Genomic DNA, 21,336 nt, shown 5'->3' with positions numbered 1-21,336 from the left:
GTCACCCGGTCCGGTTGATGTAGGCGGTCGTCACACCCAGCGGCTTGCCGTCGGGCGCCTTGGTGGTGCGGTAGTACACGTACACCGTGTACTTCTTCTTCTTACGGCAACCGCAGCCCGTCCAGTATGAGTACGTGATGTCCCACTTGCCGTCGTAGACACCGCCCCAGGCGTTCCTCCACTTGCCCGAGATGAGCGCCTTCTTGAGGTCGCTGATCATGGTGGAGCTGGACCGCCACGCCGAGCGCTTCCCCTTGCCGACGTGCTTGTCCTTGATGTGCCGGAGACCGAACTTGCCGTACTTCTTGCCGTTCACCGTGACGTTGGAGGTGCTTCCCTCACGGATGGTCTTCCAGTGGCTGCCCGGGGAGCGCGACCACATGAGGATGCGCCACTTGTCGCACGCCTTGAAGGGGTTGCCCCAGGCCCCGCACCGGCCGTCGAGGTCGGTGCCGTTCACCGGGTCGGCGCAGACGAAGTCGTAGGCGTTGCAGTTGCCGCCGAAGACCGGGTCCAGCTGGAGGAAGCGCGCGGTGTTCGGGTCGTACAGCCGTGCGCCCATGAGGACGATCCCGGTGAGGGTCTCGCCGGAGCGCTGGTTGGAGCCGAACCAGCCGTACCGCTGGGCGGCCTTGCCGGTGCGGGCGGCGCCGTTCTCGTCGCTGTCGAGGACCGTCGGCGCGACCGCCGGGTCCAGCGGCAGTTGGAGGGCGACGTCACCGTGGATGCTGGTCAGCTGCAGGACGGTGCCGCCGGACTTGCCCGTCGTCGCGCTGAACGCGCCGGTGGCCGAGCCGACGTTGCGGGTCACCGACCCCTGGGCGTCCTCCACGATCCAGCTCGGGCTGTCCGAGTCGCTGCCGTAGTGGTTGGTCTTCGCGGTCGTCTGGCTCCAGGTGCCGTTGGTGTCGGTCTCCACGGTCCACGAGCGGAACCGCAGCCCGGCGTCGAGCTGCCACGTCTGGCGGCGGGAGCCGGCGGTCTGCCGCTGCACCAGGTCGTTGGCGTAGTACGACAGGGTCGAGCCCGGCAGCGTGGTGGTGCGGCCGAAGGCGTCGTAGGAGTAGCCCGGGTCGACGACGCGGTCCGCGGTGTCGTAGGCGTGGCTCTTCACCGCACCGGCACCGGCCGGGCAGTCCAGCCCGGGAGCAGCCGCGGCCTCGGTCGTGCCGGTCCGGTTGGAGCGGCTGTCGAGGGCGTACGTCCGCAGGGTGCAGACGTTGTCGCTGGTGTCCTCGACCCGGGTGAGGCGACCGGCGTCGTCGTAGCCGTACTCCTGGTGCGACCAGCCGGAACGCGTGGCGGCCTGGCCGTGGATCGTGGACGTGACGGCGTCGTTGTAGACGGTCGCCCCGTCGCTGTCACGGGTGTACGTGCGCTCGACGACGGCACCCGCGGCGTCCTTGACCTGCTGGAGCGTGTAGCCGCCCGGCAGCTTCTCGGAGGCCACCGCCCCGTCCGCGTCGTACGTGGCCGTGAAGGCGCCGGCGACCGAGTCGGTCACCTTGGTGGCCAGCCCTCGCGGCTCGAGGGTCGCGTCGTAGGTGTAGGTGACGGTGCTGGGGACGCTGTTGCCGACCCTGACCGGGCGGTTGCGCCGGTCGTAGGCGGTGGTGGTGGTTCCTCCGTCCGCGTCGGTGTAGGAGATCTCCCGGCCCAGTCTGTCGTAGGCGCGGGTGAGGGTGCCGCCGGTCGACGACGTCGTCCTGACCGCTCGGCCCGACTCGGGGTCGTAGCTGGTCGTGGTGGACGGAACGGCCGCGCCGAGGCCGGTCGTCTGCACGGTGGTGGGGCGGCCCGCCGCGTCGTAGCCGCGGATGATGGTGCGGGTCGCGGTGCCGGCCTTCTCGGTGGTCTTCGCGGTGTTGCCCCACCAGTCGTACTCGGCTGTCATCGTGGGCAGCTGGGCCGGGTTGGTCCCGCCGCCGGTGATGTCGCCGGCCGGTCCGCTGGTGCACAGCAGGTCCGCCCACTCGGGGCGGCCGGCGCAGGCGCCGGTCCCGGTGGCCGACCAGTAGGTGCTGACCTGCGTGCCCGCGTCGGTGCCGGAGGTGCCCAGAGCGCCCTGCCTGATGACGCGGCCCTGGGCGTCGTACTCGGTGACGGTGGTGATCGCCAGTCCGTCGGGGTCCTGGACCACCTTGGTGGGCAGGCCCTTCGCCCAGTCGTAGGCGACGGTGGTCAGCTGGGCGTCCGCCATGACGGCGGGGTGCTCGCGGACCTGTGCGCCCTCGCGGGTGCTGGTGACCTGGTTGACGGTTCCGACGGCGTCCGCGGGACGCCCCTCGTCGTAGCGCTTGCTGGTCCAGCTGCGCGCGAGGACGGAGGAGCCCGCGGCCACGAGCGTGGTGTCGCCGGACTTCAGGTCACGGGCCAGGTCGATCCGGCCGAGCGGCCCGAACTTCTCCAGTTCGCGCGTACCGGTCTCGTCGAACACGGACCGCGTGGACAGCAGCTCGGCGCGCTCCGCGCTCGGCCTGTCGGCCAGGCCGAGGTCGGCCAGCGCCTCCTTGGCGCCGGACGTGGTCCCGAGGGCGGTCTCCCGGTTCCCGGCCGACAGCTCACGCACCACGTTGCCGAAGCGGTCGTGGTCGGTGCTGCCGATCCGGCCGCCCGGTTCGGCGAGGTCGACCCGGTCGCCGGACACGTTCAGGTACTGCACCGTGGCCAGCCGGTAGGCCGCCGGGTCCAGGGCCGATCCCGAGTGGGAGGCCGGCACGGCGTCGGCGGGGAAGACGGCGGTGGCGTCGGTGGGGAGGTCCTGCTGTCCCCACGTGCGGACCGTGTCACGGTCCATCGCGTACGGGGCCGACGCGCCGGACAGGGGCACGTCGTAGACGACGCTGGTCGTGGCCTCGCCCTCGACGGTGCCGGCCGTGCCCTCCTTGAGCGCGGCGCGGGTGGCCTTGAGGAGCATGCCCTCGCCGGCCGCCGGGTCGTTGCCCGCCTTGCCGTAGGTGAAGGTCCACGGCAGCTCGCCGGGCGGCGTCACCGAGGTGATCCGGCCCGCCGCGTCGTAGGCGTACTCGGTGACCAGCGCGGGGCTGGTCTGCGGGTTCCAGGCTCGGCGGAGCCGTCCCTGGTCGTCGTACTGGTAGGTCTGCACGGCCTTGGACGTGGCGGCCGCGGCTCCGGGCTCCGTCGCCCAGAGCCGGATCTCGCGGACCTGGCCGCTGACGTTGCCGAAGGTCGTGGCGGTCGCCGTGGTGGCCGAGGCGTAGACGTACTCCAGCAGGCGGCAGCCCTTCGTCGACGGGTCCGCCGCGCAGGCGGACGCGGTGGCGGCGGACGTCGGGGCGATGATCCGGGTCGGCCGGGCCAGTTCCTTGCCGTCCACGGTGACCGTCTGCGACATGACCGTGGTGGTCGAGTTGGACAGACCGTCGAACAGGGTGCTCTTGACCTGCCAGGTGGTCGCCGTCGGGTCCGCCTTGGCGAACTCGGTCACCGTGCCGGAGCTGTCGGAGAGGGTGAAGGTGCCGCTGACGCTGCCCTTCAGCACCATCTCCTCGGCCCCCGGCTCGGGTATCCAGCCGTTCCTGGCCGCGTTGGCCGTGAAGTGGATCGGGCTGTCGTCGGAGAGGACCACGCGGACGGCGGTGTCGGAGATCCGCTCCAGGTGGGTGTATTCCGACTCGTTCAGCTGCGCCTCGAAGCCGGACACCCACTGCTTGCCGAAGATGGCGGCCTGGTCGTCCTGCTGGGCGCCCGCTTCGGGGCGGCGCGAGTGCGCGGTGCGGCTGACGGCGAGGTCGAAGGCCGACACGTCCTCCGCGGAGAGGGTGTAGTCACCGGTCAGCAGGTTCACCGAGCCGGGACCGATGTCCTCGCTCGCGGCTCCGTCGGCGTTGCGGTCCACCACGACGGTGACCGGCTCGGCGCTGCCGGCGGCTCCGCCGGGGCCGGTGAAGTCGGCCTTGACCTCCACGGAGCCGTCGGGGTTGACGGTGGAGGTCGCGTTCCAGGCCAGCGCCGCGTTCCTGCCGTTGGTCAGGGCCACCGGCCACTGCGTGAGCGCGGTGCCGTCCTGGGTCACGTGCCCGGCGGGGATGGGCTGCCAGTCGTCGGCGGCGGAGCGCCGCCACGAGAAGGAGACCTTGTCGTACTTGCCGCCGTCGGTCTCGGCCTCCAGGGTGAGCCGGCGCGCGGTGCGGTCGCCGGACCCGGGCCGTACGAAGCCGCCGGCTCCCACGTTGAAGGCGTACTCGACGACGGAGGACCGGTTGTCCGCCCGGTCGACGGCCCGCACGAGGAGCGCCTGGGCGCCGTTGTCGGAGGGGGTGATGACGATGTTCCTGGCACCGCTGACACCACCGGTGGCGACCTTGGTCCAGGTCACGCCGTCCAGCGACCACTCGAGCCAGTTGTGGTCGGAGGCGGACGGGGTCACGGTGAAGGTTCCCGCCTGGCCCGCGCCCTTGCTCCACTTGCCCGCCGGATAGTCAGCGGAGGTGACACCGGTCGGGGCGGCGGGCGCGGTGGTGTCGACCGTGAAGGTCTTCCAGGCCGACCAGCCGGTGTTGTAGTGCGTGCCGTCGTAGGGCGAGGTACGGAACTTGTACGTCTTGCCGTTGCTCAGCAGCCCCGCGGGCACGGTCACCGGGGCGACCTGGCCGGACGGGACGAACTTCGACACGATCGGCTCGCCGACCTGCGTGTTGGTGGCGTTGTCGTAGATCTGGAAGGTGCCGTTGACCTTGTCGCCGTCGGCGTCGACGAACCTGTCCTGCAGCGTGGGCGTGACGGTGTTGACCGTGTAGGCGCCGCTGTAGGAGAAGAACGGCGGACCGGCCTCCTGCTTGGTGCCGGTGCGCGGCCGGTAGTTGTAGGTGACCGTGAGCTTGGGCGGGTTGGCGGCGGCGTTGGCCGAGTTGACGCGCTTCCACTGCTCGACGACCGACTCGCTGGCGGCCCGCACACCCATGTGCCCGCGGGTGGCCTTGGCCGAGGCCCACTCCTGGACCATGGACGTCACATCGGCGTTGATCCACCCGTCGGGGGCCGACGTGCAGGCGGTGTTGCCGCGCGTCTCGGTGGAGGTCGCCTTCTTCACCGTCATCGTCGGACGGTTGGTCCACCGGCTCGACGTGGAAGCGGCACCGGAGGTCCACACCTCCCACGGGTACGCCTTGCAGTCCGTGTTGCCCGAGTGGAAGTTCCACAGCGACAGCTTCGCGTTCAGCACCAGGGCGTCCTGGACGGGCGTCGTGTTCCAGGAGATGAACGACTGCGCGGTGCGCGGGGTGCCGTCGGCGTTCTTGGTGCCCGGATTGCCGAAGTCGAGTTCGGTGTCGGTCGACCAGTCGACGGTCTCGCCCTGCTGGACGTAGGTGTCGAAGACGCTGGAGAGCGCGGAGGTCGACGGGTCCACGGTGACCGGGTACTTGGTCTTCGGGTCGGCGAGGAAGCGCGCGTCCGGAGTGACCACCAGGTCGACGGACGAGCCCTTCTGAACCACCTTCAGGCCGACCCTGGCCTTCCGGGTGTGCTCCCCGGAACGCTGGTCGACGGTGGCGTCCCACATCACCGGCGCGGGCATCACGGCCCGCTTCCTGTTCTTCCCGTCGGTGAACAGGACGCTGCCGTCCGCGAGCTGCTTGGCCTTCAGTCCCTTGGCCTTGAGCGGCAGGGTGTACGAGTAGTCGGCCGTGGTGGGGCGCCGCTTGACCTCGACGAACTGCTCGAAGCCGGTGCGGGTCGCCTCGACGACGACGTCGGCGCCCGGTACGGCGTCGAGGTACCGCGCCCGCGTCCCGTCGAGGTCGGGCTGGGGCAGGCCGCCCTTCCACTGGAGGGTGATCTGCCGGTCCCCCTCGCCGAGGGTCACGAGGTCGGCCGCCTTCGCGCCGCGCGCGGCCTTCCAGGACGTCGCCGGCGTGCCGGTGCGGCCCGCCAGTCGCAGGCCCTCGGGGTGCGCGACCGGCTCCACACCCGAGCCGGACCGGCGCAGGGCGATGTCGACGTCGACCCACTTGCCGTCCTGCTGGAACCGGACCGGTCCCGCGGCGAGTTCGGTGGTGAGGCTGCCGTCCTTGTTCACCCACGTCGTCGACGTCTCCGTGCGTTCGGAGAGCGCCTCCACTCGCTTGCCGGACAGTCTCGCCGCGACGCGGGCCGACGGGATGTCGGCCGCCTGGGTCGCGGCCGTCCGCTTCGGCGCGGGCGCGCCGGGGGGCGAAGCGGCCGCCGGCAGGCTCGCCACGTCCAGCAGAGTGATGGCCATGACCAGGGAAATCCCGCCCGCTGTCCAGCGTGCGGTCCCGCCCGATCCGGGCCGCCCCCGCCGACCGGGCGGGGGTTTGTACACCGTCATCGTTTTCCGATCTCTCACTTTTACATGAACATCACATATGTGGTGCCTGTGAGAGCGTATGCGGCAGGGCAAATCGGAAATCCCAGCAAATACGCGCAAGTTGTACAGGTGTGGCCTCGCTCGCCCGCGTGATCTCCACCACCCGCCGACGGCCGGCACACCGGTCCGGCCTCACTGTTCCCAGCGGCGCGGGTCCTGCGGGAGCCCCACTTCACATCCAGGTGTCGCGGGGCACGCGAAGCACACGAAGCACACGAAGCACACGAAGCACGCGAAGCACACGAATGATCCAGGCGCCGTCCGCGTGGGCAGACGGATGAGCAGAGGGACGGACAGAGGGAGAGACGGGCTGAGAACAGACGGGCAGACAAGTAGATGTCCCGGCCCGCGCCTTGGGAGACGGCCGCCGTGACGCGGGGAACCGTGACGCGGGGAACCGTGACGCGGGGAACGGAGAGAGCGGGGAGGATGAAGGCGACCGGTACCGTCACCGCCGGGGCAACCGCCGGCGCGGCCCGCCGTGCGATCCGCATCGCCGCCCGGCACCGACCTCGACACCACCGTGCGCCGGGGTCGTCGCCCGCGACGCCCCGGCACCGAGCGCAGACAGGAGGGCACCCGTGACCGCCATACCCGAGGGCCGCGACTGGACCCGCATGAGGCGCGCCGACTTCGACGACACCGCCCCGCTCGACCTGGTCGACGCGGCCGTGTGCCGGCCGGTACCCGCGGTGCCCGACGAGTGCGGCACACAAGCGCTGTTCGGGGCGGACCCGGAGCCCGCGCATCCCCGTCGCGTCCGCACGCCGGCCCCGGCGCCGGCCGAGGACACCGGCGACACCGACACCTTGTTCTGAGCAGGTCCTCGCGTGCAGGCGTGCGTCTGTGGGCGCCGTGTCGTTCCGGCGCCTCGGTGGAGCCTGCGGCCCGGCGGGCGGCGACGCGGCTCGATCGCCCTCACCACCCGGCGCATGGGGGCCGGTTGAGCCGGGTCGGTGAAGGTCCCGGGCACGGGCGGTGGGGCGGCCGGCGGTCCATGAGTGTGCCGTTCTCGGCCGGCTCCTCTTCAACGGATCATCCGGACAGGGCCCTTGTCATTTCGATCAGTAACTCTCGTATAGTGACCGTCGGTTGATCAGCGTTAAACACTCAACTGCGCAACTACGCACACGTTCCCCTGGACGACACGAAGGCCGCACACGTCGCGGCCGCCCGAGGACCTGATTGATGACCGCGCAACCCCGTTCGGGCGACCGGCCCGCCGTGCGACCTCTGCTCCTCATCGCCCTGGCAGCAGCGGCCGTGTCGGCCCTCGCCGTCGGCTGGGCGGTGTCCATGGCACCCCCCGGCATACGCGGTCCCCTCGGCTGGGGCGCCGGAGCCGGCGCCGCCCTCCTGTGTGCCGCCGTCACCGTGGCCGCCCACGGGCTGCGCACCGCGCGGGCGGCGCGCGCCCGGCTGCAGTCGGCGCGCGCCGAGGCGGCCCGCCTCGCCGGTGAACGCGAGGCGCTCACCGCGCGGTGGCGGCAGGAGCACCAGCGGCTGACGGACGCCGCGACCCACGAACGCACGCGCCTGCTGGAGGAGTTCGCCCGCGAGCGGGACCGGCTCACCCAGGAGCACGCGGCCGAACGGGCCCATCTCGACGAAGAAGTGCGGCGGCTGTCCGAGAAGGCCGAACGCGCCGCCGCCGAGCGGGCCGCGGCCATCGCCGCGACCGCCAACGCCGCCGCCCGCATGCAGGCGCTCGCCACCGGCACCCTCGCCGACCTGCGTGCCATGGAGGAACGCCACAGCGACGAGGACGTCCTGGCCGACCTGCTGCACCTGGACCACCGCACCGCGCAGGCGGGGCGGCTCGCCGACTCCGTCGCCGTGCTCACCGGTGCCCGCTCCGGTCGCCGCTGGGCCCGTCCCATCCCGATGGAGTCCATCCTGCGCGGCGCCATGGGCCGCATCAGCGGATACCAGCGCGTCCGGCTGCACGCCGCCAGCAGCACGGCGGTGGCCGGGCACGCCGCGGAGGGCGTCATGCACGCCTTGGCCGAACTGCTCGACAACGCCGCCAACTTCTCCCCGCCCAGCGCCGAGGTGCACGTCTACGTCGAGGAGGTGCCGGCCGGGGTCATCGTCTCCGTCGAGGACAGCGGGCTCGTCATGAGCGACCTCCAGCTGCGCCGCGCGGAACGGGCCGTCTCGGGTGACGTGACCGAGCTGGGCGGACTGACCGGTACCCGGCTGGGCCTCGCCGTGGTGGGCCGCCTCGCCCGCAAGCACGGCATGAAGGTCTCGTTCCGGCCGTCGGCGCGCGGCGGAACCGGCGTCCTCGTCCTCCTCCCGCAGGACATCCTCACGGAGGCCCCCGCCGCCCCGCGACCGGTGAAGGACACCCCGTCCCTCCCCGCCCCGCGCCCCGCCACGACCACCCCGGTCCACGAGCGGGTCGAGCGGGAGCCGTCCACGGGCGCGGCCGGCGGCCTGCCGAAACGCCGCCGGGGCCGCACCCTGGCCGCCGCCGAGCGGGCCCGCGCCACCTCCCGCGCCGACGCGCCCCGCCCCGAGGAGGCCGCCGGCGGCCTGAAGGCGAGGGCCGCCCGTTTCGGCGACTTCCGCCGCGCGGTCCGCGCGGCCGAGTCGTCCTCGGAGACGACGGGCCGCCACGCGCTGCCGCAGCCGCCCGACGCGGAGGCGGCGCAGTCTCGGGAGATGCCGGAGCGGCCCCGGCCCGGGACGGCCGAGCGGATGCCGCCGGAGGAGACCGAGGCCGGGACGGCGGGACAGCACGTGCCCCGGCACCGCCCCGCCGCGGACACCGCCCTCGGGCAGGTCCCGGCGGAGCCGCCGCCCGGTTCCGGGCCGGCCGTTCGGGTCGAGGCCGCCGCGGCGGACCCGCCGCCGGAGGCGCACGACCGTCCCGCGGTTCCCCGCGCGTTCGAGCCCGGGACCACCGGCCGCGCCGAGCCGCCCGGCGAAACCGCTGCGCGCACCCGTCCCACCGAAGCGTCCCCCGACGTACCGACCCCCTCGCACCCGGAAGGCGACACCACCTCATGACCGGCACGACCACCGCCGACGAGAAGCTCACCTGGCTCATCGAAGGGCTCTTGGAGCGCACGCCGGGCGCGCGGCACGCACTGGTGCTCTCCCGCGACGGGCTCAAGCTCTGCCGTACGCCGGAGCTGACGGTCGACCAGGCGGACCAGCTCGCCGCGATAGCGGCCGGGATCCAGTCGCTGTCGCACGGCGCGTCGATGGAGTTCGGCGACGGCAGCGGCGGGGTGCGCTCGTCGATGACCGAGTTCTACGGCGGCACCCTCTTCATCGTCGAGGCGGGTGAGGGCGCCCATCTCGCCGTGGTCACCACCGAGGACGCCGAGCCGGGTCTGGTCGGCCACAACATGAGCGAACTGGTGGAGCAGCTGGGCGAGCACCTGACGGCCCAGCCGCGCACGTCATGAGGCGGCCCGGCAGGGACGACGCGCCCGACCGTCTCTACACGCTGACCGGGGGCCGCACCCGCTCCGGCCCCGACAGCCCGTTCGACCTCGTCACCCTGGTGGTGGCGGAGAGCGAACCGACGGCGGGCATGCAGTCGGAGCACGTGGCGATCCTGCGGATGGCGCAGCGGCCCATCGCGGTGGTGGAGGTCGCCGCCGAGCTGGGGCTGCCGGTGAGCATCACCAAGATCCTGCTGTCCGACCTCCTCGCCGCCGGACGCGTCAGCGCCCGGCACCCCCGTACGTCCGCCCTTCCCGACCCCGACATCCTGGAGCAGGTGCTCGTTGAACTCCGCAGCCTCTGACGCGCGCACCCCGCTGGGTGCCTCCGCCGACAACGGTCTGAAGATCGTCATCGTGGGCGGTTTCGGCGTCGGAAAGACGACCATGGTCCGGTCCGTCAGCGAGATCCGTCCCCTCAACACCGAGGAGACGATGACCCGGGCCTCCGAGCCGGTCGACGACGTCAGCGAGGTGCGCGGGAAGACCGCGACGACCGTGGCGTTCGACTTCGGGCGCATCACGCTCGACGCGCGCAACGTGCTCTACCTGTTCGGGGCGCCGGGGCAGGAGCGCTTCTGGTTCCTGTGGGACCGGCTGTTCTCCGGCACGCTCGGCGCGGTGGTGCTGCTCGACGCCCGGCGGATCGAGGACTCCTGGTACGCCATCGACCGCCTGGAGCGGCACGGCACCCCGTTCATCGTGGCCTGCAACGACTTCGGCGGCCCCCGCCACGATCCCGCGGACGTACGGGACGCGCTCGACCTCGATCCGCACGTGCCGATCGTCGAGTGCGACGCCCGTTCCCGTGAATCCAGCAAGCAGGTGCTGATCGCTCTGGTCCAGCACATCCAGCGGCACCTGGGCGACCGGTCCGCTCGTACCGACTCGTCCCTCCGGGAGACCGTGTGACCCCCGACGCCGTACCGCTCAGCGGCTCCCGCTTCCAGACCGAACCCGCCCGGCTGTACCGGGAGATGCGCCGTGACCACGGCCCGGTCGCCCCCGTCCTGCTGGACGGCGGCATACCGGCCTGGCTGGTGCTCGGCTACCGGGAACTGCACCAGGTGACGGGTGACCCGGTCCTCTACAGCCGCGACTCGGGCCTGTGGAACCAGTGGGACAACATCCCCGACGACTGGCCGCTGCTGCCGATGATCGGCCGTGACCAGCCGTCCGTCCTCTACACCGTCGGCGAACGGCACCACCAGCGCGCGGGCATGATCGCCAAGGCGCTGGAGGGCGTGGAGCCGGCAGTGCTGCGCCGCCACTGCGAGCGGTTCGCCGACGAGCTGATCGACGCCGTCTGCACCGCCGGAACGGCGGACCTCGTCGGGCAGTACGCCATGCTGCTGCCGGTGCGGGTGCTCGCCCGCCTCTACGGCTTCTCCGACGACGAGAGCAGCGGACTCGTCACCGCCCTCAACGACATGATCGACGGGCGCGAGCGGGCCCTCGACGGCCAGCGGCACCTGGGCCGGTCGATGGCCGAGCTGGTCGCGCAGCGCGGGGCGGCGCCCGCCGACGACGTGGTGTCCCGGATGCTGGCCGACCCGAACGGCTTCACCGAGGAGGAGATCATCCAGGACCTCATGGTGATGACGGCCGCCGGGCACCAGCCGACCGCCGACTGGATCGGCAACTCGCTGCGCCTCATGCTCACCGACGACCGGTTCGCGGCCTCCCTGTTCGGCGGCCGCCACAGCGTCGCCGAGGCGATGAACGAGGTGCTGTGGGAGGACACCCCGACGCAGAACGTGGCCGGCCGCTGGGCGGCGCGCGACACCCAGCTCGGCGGGCGCCACGTCCTCGCCGGCGACCTCGTCCTGCTCGGTCTCCAGGCGGCCAACGCCGACCCGCAGGTGCGCACCGACGCCGCCGCCTTCACCGGCGGCAACAGCGCGCACTTCTCGTTCGGACACGGCGAGCACCGCTGCCCGTTCCCCGCGCAGGAGATCGCCGAGGTGATCGCGCGGACGGCCATCGAGGTGGTCCTCGACCGGCTGCCCGACATCGACCTGGCGGTCCCGGCCGACTCCCTGACCCGTCGTCCCTCGCCCTGGCTGCGCGGACTGACGGAGCTGCCCGTGCGGTTCACCCCCACCCCTGCCCTGGGAGGCAACAGACCATGACGCCCGGCACCGCAGACGTGCGGATCCCCCTGGACCCCTTCGTCACCGACCTGGACGGCGAGAGCGCGAAGCTGCGCGCGGCGGGACCGCTCGCGGCGGTGGAGCTGCCCGGCGGTGTTCCCGTGTGGGCCGTCACCCGGCACGCGGAGGCGAAGGCCCTGCTGACCGACCCGCGCCTGGTGAAGGACATCAACCGGTGGGGCGCCTGGCAGCGGGGCGAGATCCCGGCGGACTGGCCGCTGATCGGCCTGGTGAACCCGGGCCGCTCGATGCTGACCGTGGACGGCGCCGATCACCGGCGGCTGCGGACCCTGGTCGCCCAGGCGCTCACCCCGCGGCGCGTGGAGGAGATGCGCGGCCGCATCACCGAGCTGACCGGGCGGCTGCTGGACGCGCTGCCCGCGGACGGCGGCGTGGTCGACCTCAAGGCCGCCTTCGCCTACCCGCTGCCCATGTACGTCGTGGCGGACCTGATGGGCATCGACGAGAGCCGACTGCCGCGGCTGAAGGTGCTGTTCGAGAAGTTCTTCTCGACCCAGACCCCGCCGGACGAGGTGGTCGCCACCCTCACCGAGCTGGCCGGAATCATGGCCGAGACGGTCGCTGCGAAGCGGGCGGCGCCCGGCGACGACCTGACCAGCGCGCTCCTGTCGGCCTCCGAGGACGGCGACCGGCTGACCGACGAGGAGGTCGTGTCCACCCTGCAGCTGATGGTCGCGGCCGGGCACGAGACGACGATCTCGCTCATCGTGAACGCGGTCGTCAACCTCTCCACGCACCCGGAGCAGCGGGCGCTGGTGCTGTCCGGCGAGGTGCCCTGGCCGGCGGTGATCGAGGAGACGCTGCGCTGGTCGACCCCGACCTCGCACGTGCTGATCCGGTTCGCGACCGAGGACGTCCCCGTCGGGGACAAGGTGCTGCCCGCCGGGGACGCGCTCATCGTGTCGTACGGCGCGATAGGCCGCGACGAGCTGGCGCACGGTCCGACGGCGGGCGACTTCGACATCACCCGCGAGACGCGCACCCGGCACATCTCCTTCGGGCACGGTCCGCACGTGTGCCCCGGGGCGGCGCTGTCCCGGCTCGAAGCGGGCGTGGCGCTGCCCGCGCTGTACGCCCGCTTCCCGGACCTCGACCTCGCGGTTCCCGCGTCGGCCCTGCGCAACAAGCCGGTGGTGACCCAGAACGACCTCTTCGAGCTGCCGGTCCGGCTCACCCCCTGACCCCGGCTGGGCCGGGCGGCCCGCCCCCCGGCCGCGACCGGCCGCCCGGCCCCAGCGAGCAGGGACGCTCGCGTCAACCGCCGCAGGCAGTGGCGCGGCCCGGACGCACGAACCGGTGAACCGCCGCCGCCCGCCAGGTTGCACTCCACCTCGCCGGCGCCGACAGCCGCGTCCATGAACACCCGCACGGTGGTCGGGGAGCTGCTGCAGAGGATCGGCGCGGGCGATCCCGAGCGCATCGCCGAGCTGTACGCCGAAGAGGGCGACTGGAAGCCGAACTGGCCGGAAGCCGAGCACGGTCGCCCCGCCACGCCGTGGATCCGTCACCGGTCCGCCCGGGCCGACGCGGCTGCCCACTACCGCGAGCTCGCCGAGAGGTTCGAAGCGGGGACTCGGTGAAGGGGCCGCGGCCCTCTCCGATGCCTTCCCTCACCGCGCGGCAGCGAGTGCCTTCCAGAAGGCGTAGTGGTGGTCGGCCGCGAAGTCGGTCCGTCCGATGCGTCCGGACGCGAGCCGCTGCACGTACGGACCGCTGCCGGTGAACCGCTGCCACGTGGGCAGGCCGGGGCCGTTCATCTGCCCGGTGCTCGCGAACCGGCTCCAGTACGCGGTCACCGTGTCCGACAGTCCGGCCTGCGTGTCGTCGAGCGGCTCGAACAGGTCGTTGTCGAACAGATAGGCCAGGTCGATCATGTGGCCGGTGCCGAGGGAGAAGCTCTTCGGCCGCGGCACGCTCCTGAAGTACGGTGCGTCGGTCTCCGCGAAGTCGTAGGCGTAGACGCGGGTGTGGCGGGCCAGCGCGCGCTGGGTGTCGAGCGCCGCGGTCGACCACTCGGAGTCGGTCAGCACAGCCGACAGCGCGGCCCCGGGTGCCGGGTGGCTCGCCACGGGGTATTCGGCCAGGACCGCGGGAGCGTCCTGCTCGAACCGCTCCCTGACCTTCTCGGTGTACGCCTCGGCCGTCAGTGGCCTTCCCGTCGTCAGTTCGTCGAGCCCGGCCAGCCCGCTCATCTCGTCGTGGGTGGAGCCGTGCAGCACCGGCACCCGGGCGAAGCGCCCGGCGGCGATCGCTCGTGACGGCGCCTCGGGCAGCACCTCGCCGTCCACCACCGGCCGGTAGCCGTCGTGCCCGGAGACGGACGCCTCGATGAGCTCGGCGGTGGACTTGCGCCGCAGACAGGAGTCGGCGGTGCGCGGCTCGTCGCAGCCCACGGCGCCGGTGACGGTGCGACCGCTGGTCTCCGCCTGCTCGCGCGTGAACGCGCCGTCCGGTCCGACACAGCCCGCGCTCTGCACGATCGCCTTGCTGAACAGCCCTCGCGCACCTGGCGAGACCAACTGGGCGCAGACGCTGTAGCCGCCGCCCGACTGCCCCATGATCGTGACGTTGCCGGGGTCGCCGCCGAAGGCACCGGCGTTGCGGCTGACCCACTTCAGCGCGGCCTGCTGATCGAGGAGGCCGAGGTTGGCCGGTGCCCGCAGGCCGGGAGCGGCGAGGAAGCCGAACACGCCGAGCCGGTAGTTGACCGTCACGACCATCGCGCCCTGCCGGGCGGCGGCCAGCTTGGTCGCGCGGTAGGTGGCGCCGTCGCCGTAGGTGAAGCTGCCGCCGTGGATCCAGACGATGACCGGCAGCCGCCCCGTGGTCCGCTCGGCCGGAGTCGTGACGTTCAGGTAGAGGCAGTCCTCGCTGCCACCGCCCTCGATCGAGACGGGCGGTTCGGCCGGCTGCGCGCAGGCGCTCTTCGGGGCGCGGGCGTCCAGCGGGGACGTCCAGGGGCGCACCGGCTGCGGCTCCTTCCACCTGCGGTCTCCGGTCGGCGGGGCCGCGTAGGGGATGCCCTGGAACGTGCGCACCGTATCGGCGACCGTGCCGAGGACGGGGCCCTCGGCGGTCATCACCCGTGGGGAGGGGACTGGTGCGCCGGGGCGTGTGGAGGCGGGGCCGGCCGCGGTCACCGTGGCGGCGAGCGTGGCGCAGACGGCGGCAGCGGCCAGGACGGCCGCGCCTGATTTCTTGCTGTTCATCCGGGCTCCCGTGTTCGGCGTGATCTTCGCTGCCCGGTACCGTAGCCAGGATTTGGGCAAATGCGCAAGACGAGCGCCTAAGGCGAGCGCGTGAGGCGGTCGTCTCACACAAGCGCGCAGGTTGTTGCTAGGGTCGACGCCATGGGAAACCGGGAGAAGTTGCTGGAGGCCGCGAAGCAGTGCCTCTTCACGAAGGGCTACGAACGCACCACGGTCCGCGACCTCGCTTCGGCGGCGGGCGTCAGCATGGCGGCGATCGGCTATCACTTCGGCTCGAAGGAGGCGCTGCTCAACCAGGCCCTCTTCGAGGCACTCGACTCGGGGAACCAGGCCTTCGGGCCTTCGACGGACGCCTCCGACCTCGGCGCGCTGTGGCGTCGCCTGATCGAGGCGTTCTCGGTCAACAGGACCTTCTGGATCGCCAATCTGGAGACCGTCCTGCGGGCGCAGCGCGATCCGGAGCTGCGCGAGCAGGTGGCCGCCGGGCTGCGGCAGGGACGCAGCGGCATGGCGCGAGAGGTCACGGGAACCGCCGAGAGCGAGCTCTCCGAAACGGTGATCCGTACCGTCGGCTCGGTGCAACTCGCCCTCGTCAGCGGCCTGATGATGCAGCACCTCGCCGACCCGGAGTCCGCGCCCACCGCCGACGAGGTGCTGGCGGGCCTGCGGGCACTGGCCGCCCGTCTGCCCGAGGAGACGTGAGAACCGGGGCCCGGGACCGGTGAGGCAGCCTCGGTGCCGCCTGCGGCAAGGCCCCCCGGTCACCCGCCGGAGGGTGCGGACGTCGTCAGGCGACACCGCCTCTCCGTGTCCCGGGAGTTCAGGGGCCACCGGCCACTCCGGCGCCCACGCGAGCGGGCCGGTCCCGCCGGCGGCCCGGCCCTCGGCCACCCCGGTCGTCTCCGGTCGTCTTGGATCGTCCTGCGCGGGGTGAAGGGCCAGGACCCTGCAGTGGGTCCGCCGGCCGCGACCGTCAGTGAGCTCCGTCGTCCCGGCTCGTGACGGCCGCCTCCACCACGAACACCTGCGCGTCGCTCCTGCCGCAGGGCGCCACCACCGCCTCCGCGCCCGCCTTGAGGCCGGCGGCGGTCACACAGGCGGAGTCGGTGACCTGGATGCGGTACGTACGGCCGGAGACCTTCGGCGCCCGGGACTCGGCCGGGACGAAACGGAACAGGGTCGACAGCCGGCAGTTCTCCCACGGCTCCAGCAGCCCCTTGCCGCCCCCGGAGGTGAGCACCTTGAGACAGCCCTTGCCGTGCTCGGGGTGGTACCAGACGATGCGATAGGTGTCCGATTCGACCCGGTCCAGGGTGGTGGTCGGGGGCACCGCCTCCGAGCAGGGGCGCTGCACCGCGACCAGGGAGCCGTAGCGCCCGTCCGCCACGTGCCCGTCCGTCAGGCACAACCCGGGCGCCCGGACGGGCCGGATGTGGACCTCGTCCCCGGGGAGTGCCGTTCCCTTCTCCCCGGAGCCGCTCAGCAGCCACACCCCGGCGGCGGACAACGCCACCGCGAGGACGGCCCCGCCGACCACCCACGGACCCGAGCTGCGCGGGCGCGGACGACGGCCCTCGACCCCCGTACGAAGGCCGTCGTCCTCGGGTGTCCGCGTCGCGGGAGTCTGCCCCGCGGACTGCGCGGCCCGCTCGCGTGCGGCAAGCCACTCGTCCATGGCGTCCCCCTCCCCGCAGGCGCGGACGAACGCGGTCAGCAACTCCGGCCGCGGCAGGGTGCCGTGGCGGAGCACGTCGGCGAGCGTGCTGCGGGGCAGCAGCTCACCGCTGCGCGCCGCGCGCTCCTCGAGCTGCCGGTAGGTCAGCCGGGAACGGGCCTTCAACTCGCGCAGCTCCGCCGCCAGTTCGGCCGCGGTCCTTATCTCCGACAGGGCGGGTGACCTGTGACTCATGAGGCAGATAGTGGCGTGGACCTGCCACAAGGGAAAGCACTTTCAGGCCACCGCTCGGACCGCTACCGCGCCTTCGGCGTGGTGAAGCCCAGCACCCTGCCCGCCGTGGCCGGCTGGGTCTTCTTGTAGGTGAGCCGCTCCAGCGAGGTGTTGCCCTCCACCGAGTGGTACACCTTCCGCGCGGAGTTGTACGACGTCACGACCCCCACGTGGTCGGCGCGTCCGTCCCCGTTGTTGTCGTAGGCGACCACGTCACCCGCCCGCGGCTTGTAGGTACCCGCCTTCACCTGCGCCTTCGTGTGCCAGGTGCCGTTGGCCCTGCCGTAGGTACGGAAGGAGTCGGCGGCCGCGTTCAGCCCGGTGATCTTCGCCTTGCCCCAGTACCAGGCGTACTTGGCGAAGTCCGCGCACCAGGCGCGCGAGGTCCACTTCACGCTGGTCCACTTCTTCGTCCAGGCGCCGTCGACCTTGATGTACATGTAGCCCTTGCTGGTGCCGCAGGCCTGGGTGTTGTTGATCGTGCCGTGCCGGGACGCGGTGGTGCCGTCCCAGCGGTAGTTGGCCTTCGCGGTCCAGAACCCCGTGTAGAAGTTGCAGTTGTTCCGCTCGGTGTCGCCGCCCTTGGCGTCCCCCTCGTAGATCCGCTTGCGCACCTCGGCGTTGGTGCTCTGGTACTGCCCCAGCGCGATCTTGCCCGCGGCCGGTCCCGGAGCGGGCGCCGCCTGCGCCGGTCCGGCCGTGCCGAGTCCCCCCAGCGTGAGAGCCAGCACCGCTCCCGCGACGCCCGTGCTCTTCACCGTGCTCGCCAATGACATTCCGTACGTCCTTCCGTTCGGTTCCCGCCGGTCCCGGGAGGGGTCCGGCTGACGGACGGAACACTGGACGCCGGCCGCGGACGTGGGCAACGGCCTGCGGCGTCCGGGACATGTCCGGGACAGCGAAGCCCTGTCCGGCCTGGTCAGCGGCCTGTCCGGACGGACGGCCGCTGGAGCGCGGACAGGTGCGTCACCTTTGGCCCGGTGGTGCGGGGGCCGCCGGGCGCGGTCCTCGTCGGTGCCCGGCTCCCCCGGCGGCGGCGTGCGCGGTGCGGGCACCGGCGAGCCGGGTGCCGGCGTACGCGTGACCGTGCGGAGGCGGGTTCCACCGTGCGTCCGGCGGCGGGGGCGTCATGGGCGGAGCCGTCCCCCGCCGGGGAGCACGTCGCCCTCGATGTGCCGCCAGGGGATGCCGAGCCGGTTCGAGCGGCTGCGGTGCGCCGCGGTGTCGGGCTCGTTCGCGCGCACCCGGGTACGCACCTCGGCGTTCACGCCGGCATGGGCGCCGGGGCGACGGCGTCGGTCAGGATGCCCGGCGGAAGGCGGCCGCCGGTCCGATGGCGGCGGGACCGTACTTGTCGCGGATGCGGTCCATGACCTGTTCGGCCCGGAGCCGGTCCTCGCGGGTGTCGTCGAGGCTGATCTGCTCGGTGACGCGGGCGGCGTCGATGAGGTCCTCGCCGCGCAGGGTGATGCCGGTGAGGCGGCCGCGCTGGAGTCCGGCGGCGTCCATCAGCTGGTAGGCGAGCCGGCGGAGGTCGTCGTCGTGGGCGGACGGCTCGGTCAGGCGCCGGGTCTTCTCCCAGGTGGTGCCGCCCGCGAACTTCAGGGTGAGGGTCAGGGCGCGGGCGGCCTGACCGCGGCGGCGCAGGCGCACGCCGAGGCGGACGACCAGGTCGAGGAGGGCGGCGCGGACGGCGGCGCCGTCCAGGGTGTGCCGGTCGAAGGTGCAGCCCACGGTGGCGGAGGCGGGCAGGGCCCGGGGGACGACCGGGCGGGGGTCGATCCCGCGGGCGCGGTCGACGGCCAGGCGGCCGGCGCGGCCGCCGAGGAGGCGCTGGACGGTGGCGGGCGGTACGGCGGCGAGCAGGCCGACGCTGTGGATGCCGTAATCGCGGAGCACGGCCGCTTGGCGGGGGCCGATGCCGTGCAGGGCGTCGACCGGGAGCCGGGCGAGCCAGTCCGCGGCCTGGCCGGGAGCGATGGCGAGGACGCCGCCGGGCTGCGGGACCTGCGCGGAGGCGGTGGCGGCGACGGTGATGGACGGGCCGATCCCCACCCGGACGTCGACCCCGAGCCGGGAGATGGAGCGGATCCGCAGCACCTCACCGAGCCGGTGCGGGGTGGAGCCGTGGTAGCGGATGGCGCCGGTCAGGTCCACCAGCGCGGCCGTGGGCGGCAGGGCCTGCACCACCGGCGACAGACCGGCCAGCTCCTCCAGGACCTGGCGGAAGGTCTCCTCCGGCAGGCGGTCGGGGCAGCGCACGTGCATCACCACTGCCTGCCGGTGGGTACGCGTCTCCGCGCTCATCACTGCTCACCTCCTCCCACCACATTATCGAACGAAAATTCGAACACGCGAGGCGAGGGGGTGAACTTGAACCCTTCAGGGAGCGCGTGCGATGACCTGCCGACCCATGTGGAGCGCGTGCTCACCCTGCTCGCCCCGTGGGATGGGGCACGCGATCCGGCTGGGGCGCGCCGACCGCGCCATCGCCCCGGGTCAAGCAACGGCAGGCAGGCCGAGGAACAGTGGCCCCATAGGTTGAGGCCCGCGTCGCCCCACCGGGTCGCTGTCCGAGTGGGTCGCGGCCCCGCCGGGTTGCGGCCCTGAGCATCGGCACCAGCCGCGAACCGGCCGAGGTCCACAGTCGTCCACCGTCGGTGACCGCGCGCTTGGCGGTTCTCGCCGCGGCAGGGCGAGGCGAGGCCGCCCGGCTGATGCAGGCCGCGGACTTCGACCTCACCCTCGCCCGGACACCGTCCGGCACGGTGGACCTGCGCGGCGCGCAGGTGGCCTACCTCCACGACAGCGACCGCAGCTGGCCGGACGTCGTGGAGCTGGACGGCTTCGTGTACGGCTCCATCATTGTGGACGAGGCAGGTGAGCGACGGGAGGCGGTGGGGCGGCGGAACTCCGTGACCCACCGCGTGGCATGGATACGACGCGGCCCGGACTACAACCCGCAGCCCTATGAGCAACTGGCAGGCTGGTACCGGAAGACCGGCCACGATGACGACGCCCGCCGCGTTCTGCTGGCCAAGCAGCGCCATCGGCGTCAGATGTTGTCCCCGGCCGCGCGCGCGTGGGGGTACCTGCTCGACCTGACCGTCGGCTATGGCTACCGTCCCTGGCTGGCCGGTGTGTGGCTCCTCGCCCTGACCCTCCTGGGCACGCTGATCTTCGGCGCCCACTCCCCCACCCCGGCCAAACGAGGCGAAGGCGCCCCGTTCCAGCCCCTCGTCTACACACTCGACCTCTTGATCCCCATCGGCGGTCTGGGCCAGCGCACGGCCTGGTACTGGTCGAATCACAGCCTTCAGTGGCTGGCCTACCTGCTGATCGCTTTCGGCTGGATGCTGACGACCGCCGTCATCGCGGGTGTCACCCGCACCCTGCAGAAGAACTAGGGATCGGCAGCTCACCTCAGGCGCGACCAGGAGGGCGGCGCCATGACCGGCTGCCCTCGGCCCGCACCGAGGGGATGGCCGCCGGTGGCGGGATCGGCTGGGCGACGTGCCGTGGCCGACGCTCGGCCTTCGGCCTGCGGAAGCAGCGGCTCGAGCAAAAACGTGTCACGGCTCCCGGCCGGCACGGGCGCCGGCCGGGAGCCGTGACACGTGCGTGGTCGCGAAGGGCGGTCGCCTGCACGGCGAAAGGCTCCATGAGGCTTCAGCCGAACGATCGTCCTCATGGGCTATGGGTGAGGCCCGGGGACACTGTCCCCTCCACGACCACGCCGTCCACAACCAGCTCCGGGCGCCGGGCATTCCCGGGCTGCCCCTGACTTCTCCCGAGCCTTCCCCCGCGACCCTCTCCCGCATCCACGAGCACGATCGAACTGGTGTACGGCAGTGGCCGTATTCTGATGACTGGTGGCTGATAATCGCCCCCTCATCCAGAACAGGAAAACACGATGCCGACCGCACCACCCCCTGTCACGGAGCCCGATCCGTCCGCGCTGACCTGCCCGGGAGACCTCGTCGGCCCCTGCGCCACCTGTCAGCGCAAGACCCACAAGTACGGTCGCGGGGGCGCACCGCTCTGCCAGTGGTGCATGAAACCCGTCATGGAGAAGTGGGGACCGCAGGTACGCCACGTCAACACTCGCCCCTGAACGGTCACACCGTCGGCCGGGCGTCCGGGGCTTGCACGACCGGTGGACACCGCCTGCCGCAGACGCGGACACGGGCCGACG

At 72.5% G+C, this 21,336-nt stretch carries 14 protein-coding genes and 2 pseudogenes; 10 read left to right on the top strand and 6 right to left on the bottom strand.

Translation table 11 applies throughout. The features are described 5' to 3' along the window. Window position 1: 1 nt before the first annotated feature. On the bottom strand, window positions 2-6,223 hold the full coding sequence (locus tag SGLAU_RS31210; RefSeq protein ID WP_078957979.1) for a DNRLRE domain-containing protein: 6,222 nt from the start codon (window positions 6,221-6,223) through the stop codon (window positions 2-4). 710 nt (window positions 6,224-6,933) lie between these two features. Between SGLAU_RS31210 and SGLAU_RS31205 the strand changes: the two genes are divergently transcribed. The 8 genes and pseudogenes from SGLAU_RS31205 to SGLAU_RS31170 all read left to right on the top strand — a co-directional run. Beyond that, window positions 6,934-7,170, top strand: a complete 237-nt coding sequence (locus tag SGLAU_RS31205; protein WP_043505930.1) for a hypothetical protein — start codon at window positions 6,934-6,936, stop codon at window positions 7,168-7,170. Window positions 7,171-7,540: 370 nt separating this feature from the next. Continuing rightward, complete coding sequence (locus tag SGLAU_RS31200; protein WP_043505929.1) at window positions 7,541-9,367, top strand: ATP-binding protein; 1,827 nt, start codon at window positions 7,541-7,543, stop codon at window positions 9,365-9,367. Continuing rightward, a complete protein-coding gene (locus tag SGLAU_RS31195) occupies window positions 9,364-9,771 on the top strand; it encodes a roadblock/LC7 domain-containing protein (protein ID WP_043505928.1) in 408 nt (135 codons plus the stop codon). Before SGLAU_RS31200 ends, SGLAU_RS31195 begins: the two co-directional genes overlap by 4 nt. Continuing rightward, window positions 9,768-10,115, top strand: a complete 348-nt coding sequence (locus SGLAU_RS31190) for a DUF742 domain-containing protein (protein WP_043505927.1) — start codon at window positions 9,768-9,770, stop codon at window positions 10,113-10,115. The genes SGLAU_RS31195 and SGLAU_RS31190 overlap by 4 nt, the downstream gene beginning before the upstream one ends. Continuing rightward, a complete protein-coding gene (locus SGLAU_RS31185) occupies window positions 10,096-10,722 on the top strand; it encodes a GTP-binding protein (RefSeq protein ID WP_412556253.1) in 627 nt (208 codons plus the stop codon). The genes SGLAU_RS31190 and SGLAU_RS31185 overlap by 20 nt, the downstream gene beginning before the upstream one ends. Next, window positions 10,719-11,942, top strand: a complete 1,224-nt coding sequence (locus SGLAU_RS31180; RefSeq protein ID WP_043505925.1) for a cytochrome P450 — start codon at window positions 10,719-10,721, stop codon at window positions 11,940-11,942. Before SGLAU_RS31185 ends, SGLAU_RS31180 begins: the two co-directional genes overlap by 4 nt. After that, entirely contained in the window at window positions 11,939-13,165 is a 1,227-nt protein-coding gene (locus SGLAU_RS31175) for a cytochrome P450 family protein (protein WP_043505924.1), read from the top strand. Before SGLAU_RS31180 ends, SGLAU_RS31175 begins: the two co-directional genes overlap by 4 nt. A gap of 174 nt (window positions 13,166-13,339) precedes the next feature. After that, window positions 13,340-13,540: pseudogene (locus SGLAU_RS31170) on the top strand (ketosteroid isomerase); the annotation flags it as partial. Window positions 13,541-13,594: 54 nt separating this feature from the next. On the opposite strand, the gene SGLAU_RS31165 reads toward SGLAU_RS31170, so the two are convergent. After that, window positions 13,595-15,193 carry a carboxylesterase/lipase family protein gene (locus SGLAU_RS31165; RefSeq protein WP_078957978.1) on the bottom strand — a complete coding sequence of 533 codons (1,599 nt, stop codon included), beginning with the start codon at window positions 15,191-15,193 and terminating at the stop codon, window positions 13,595-13,597. Window positions 15,194-15,334: 141 nt separating this feature from the next. On the opposite strand from SGLAU_RS31165, the gene SGLAU_RS31160 reads away from it, so the two are divergent. Then, complete coding sequence (locus SGLAU_RS31160; protein WP_043505923.1) at window positions 15,335-15,895, top strand: TetR/AcrR family transcriptional regulator; 561 nt, start codon at window positions 15,335-15,337, stop codon at window positions 15,893-15,895. Between the two features lie 271 nt (window positions 15,896-16,166). On the opposite strand, the gene SGLAU_RS31155 is transcribed toward SGLAU_RS31160, so the two are convergent. The 4 genes from SGLAU_RS31155 to SGLAU_RS31145 all read right to left on the bottom strand — a co-directional run bounded on the left by SGLAU_RS31155 (window position 16,167) and on the right by SGLAU_RS31145 (window position 19,448). Beyond that, window positions 16,167-17,102: a helix-turn-helix domain-containing protein gene (locus SGLAU_RS31155; protein WP_043505922.1), complete on the bottom strand. Its 936-nt coding sequence runs from the start codon at window positions 17,100-17,102 to the stop codon at window positions 16,167-16,169. 62 nt (window positions 17,103-17,164) lie between these two features. Next, window positions 17,165-17,917 (bottom strand): CHAP domain-containing protein, encoded by a 753-nt coding sequence (locus tag SGLAU_RS31150; protein WP_078957977.1) that lies wholly within the window; start codon window positions 17,915-17,917, stop codon window positions 17,165-17,167. A 351-nt stretch (window positions 17,918-18,268) separates the two neighbouring features. After that, window positions 18,269-18,409 (bottom strand): hypothetical protein, encoded by a 141-nt coding sequence (locus tag SGLAU_RS35380; protein WP_159072819.1) that lies wholly within the window; start codon window positions 18,407-18,409, stop codon window positions 18,269-18,271. Window positions 18,410-18,440: 31 nt separating this feature from the next. Beyond that, complete coding sequence (locus tag SGLAU_RS31145) at window positions 18,441-19,448, bottom strand: hypothetical protein (RefSeq protein WP_043505919.1); 1,008 nt, start codon at window positions 19,446-19,448, stop codon at window positions 18,441-18,443. A 401-nt stretch (window positions 19,449-19,849) separates the two neighbouring features. Here SGLAU_RS31145 and SGLAU_RS31140 point away from each other — a divergent pair. Beyond that, window positions 19,850-20,548: pseudogene (locus SGLAU_RS31140) on the top strand (oxidoreductase); the annotation flags it as partial. Window positions 20,549-21,336: the final 788 nt, after the last annotated feature.

It is taken from the genome of Streptomyces glaucescens, assembly GCF_000761215.1.
Lineage (GTDB): Bacteria > Actinomycetota > Actinomycetes > Streptomycetales > Streptomycetaceae > Streptomyces > Streptomyces glaucescens_B.
The sequence above is the reverse complement of the archived record's forward strand: the minus strand, read 5'-3'. Positions and strand labels throughout refer to the sequence as shown.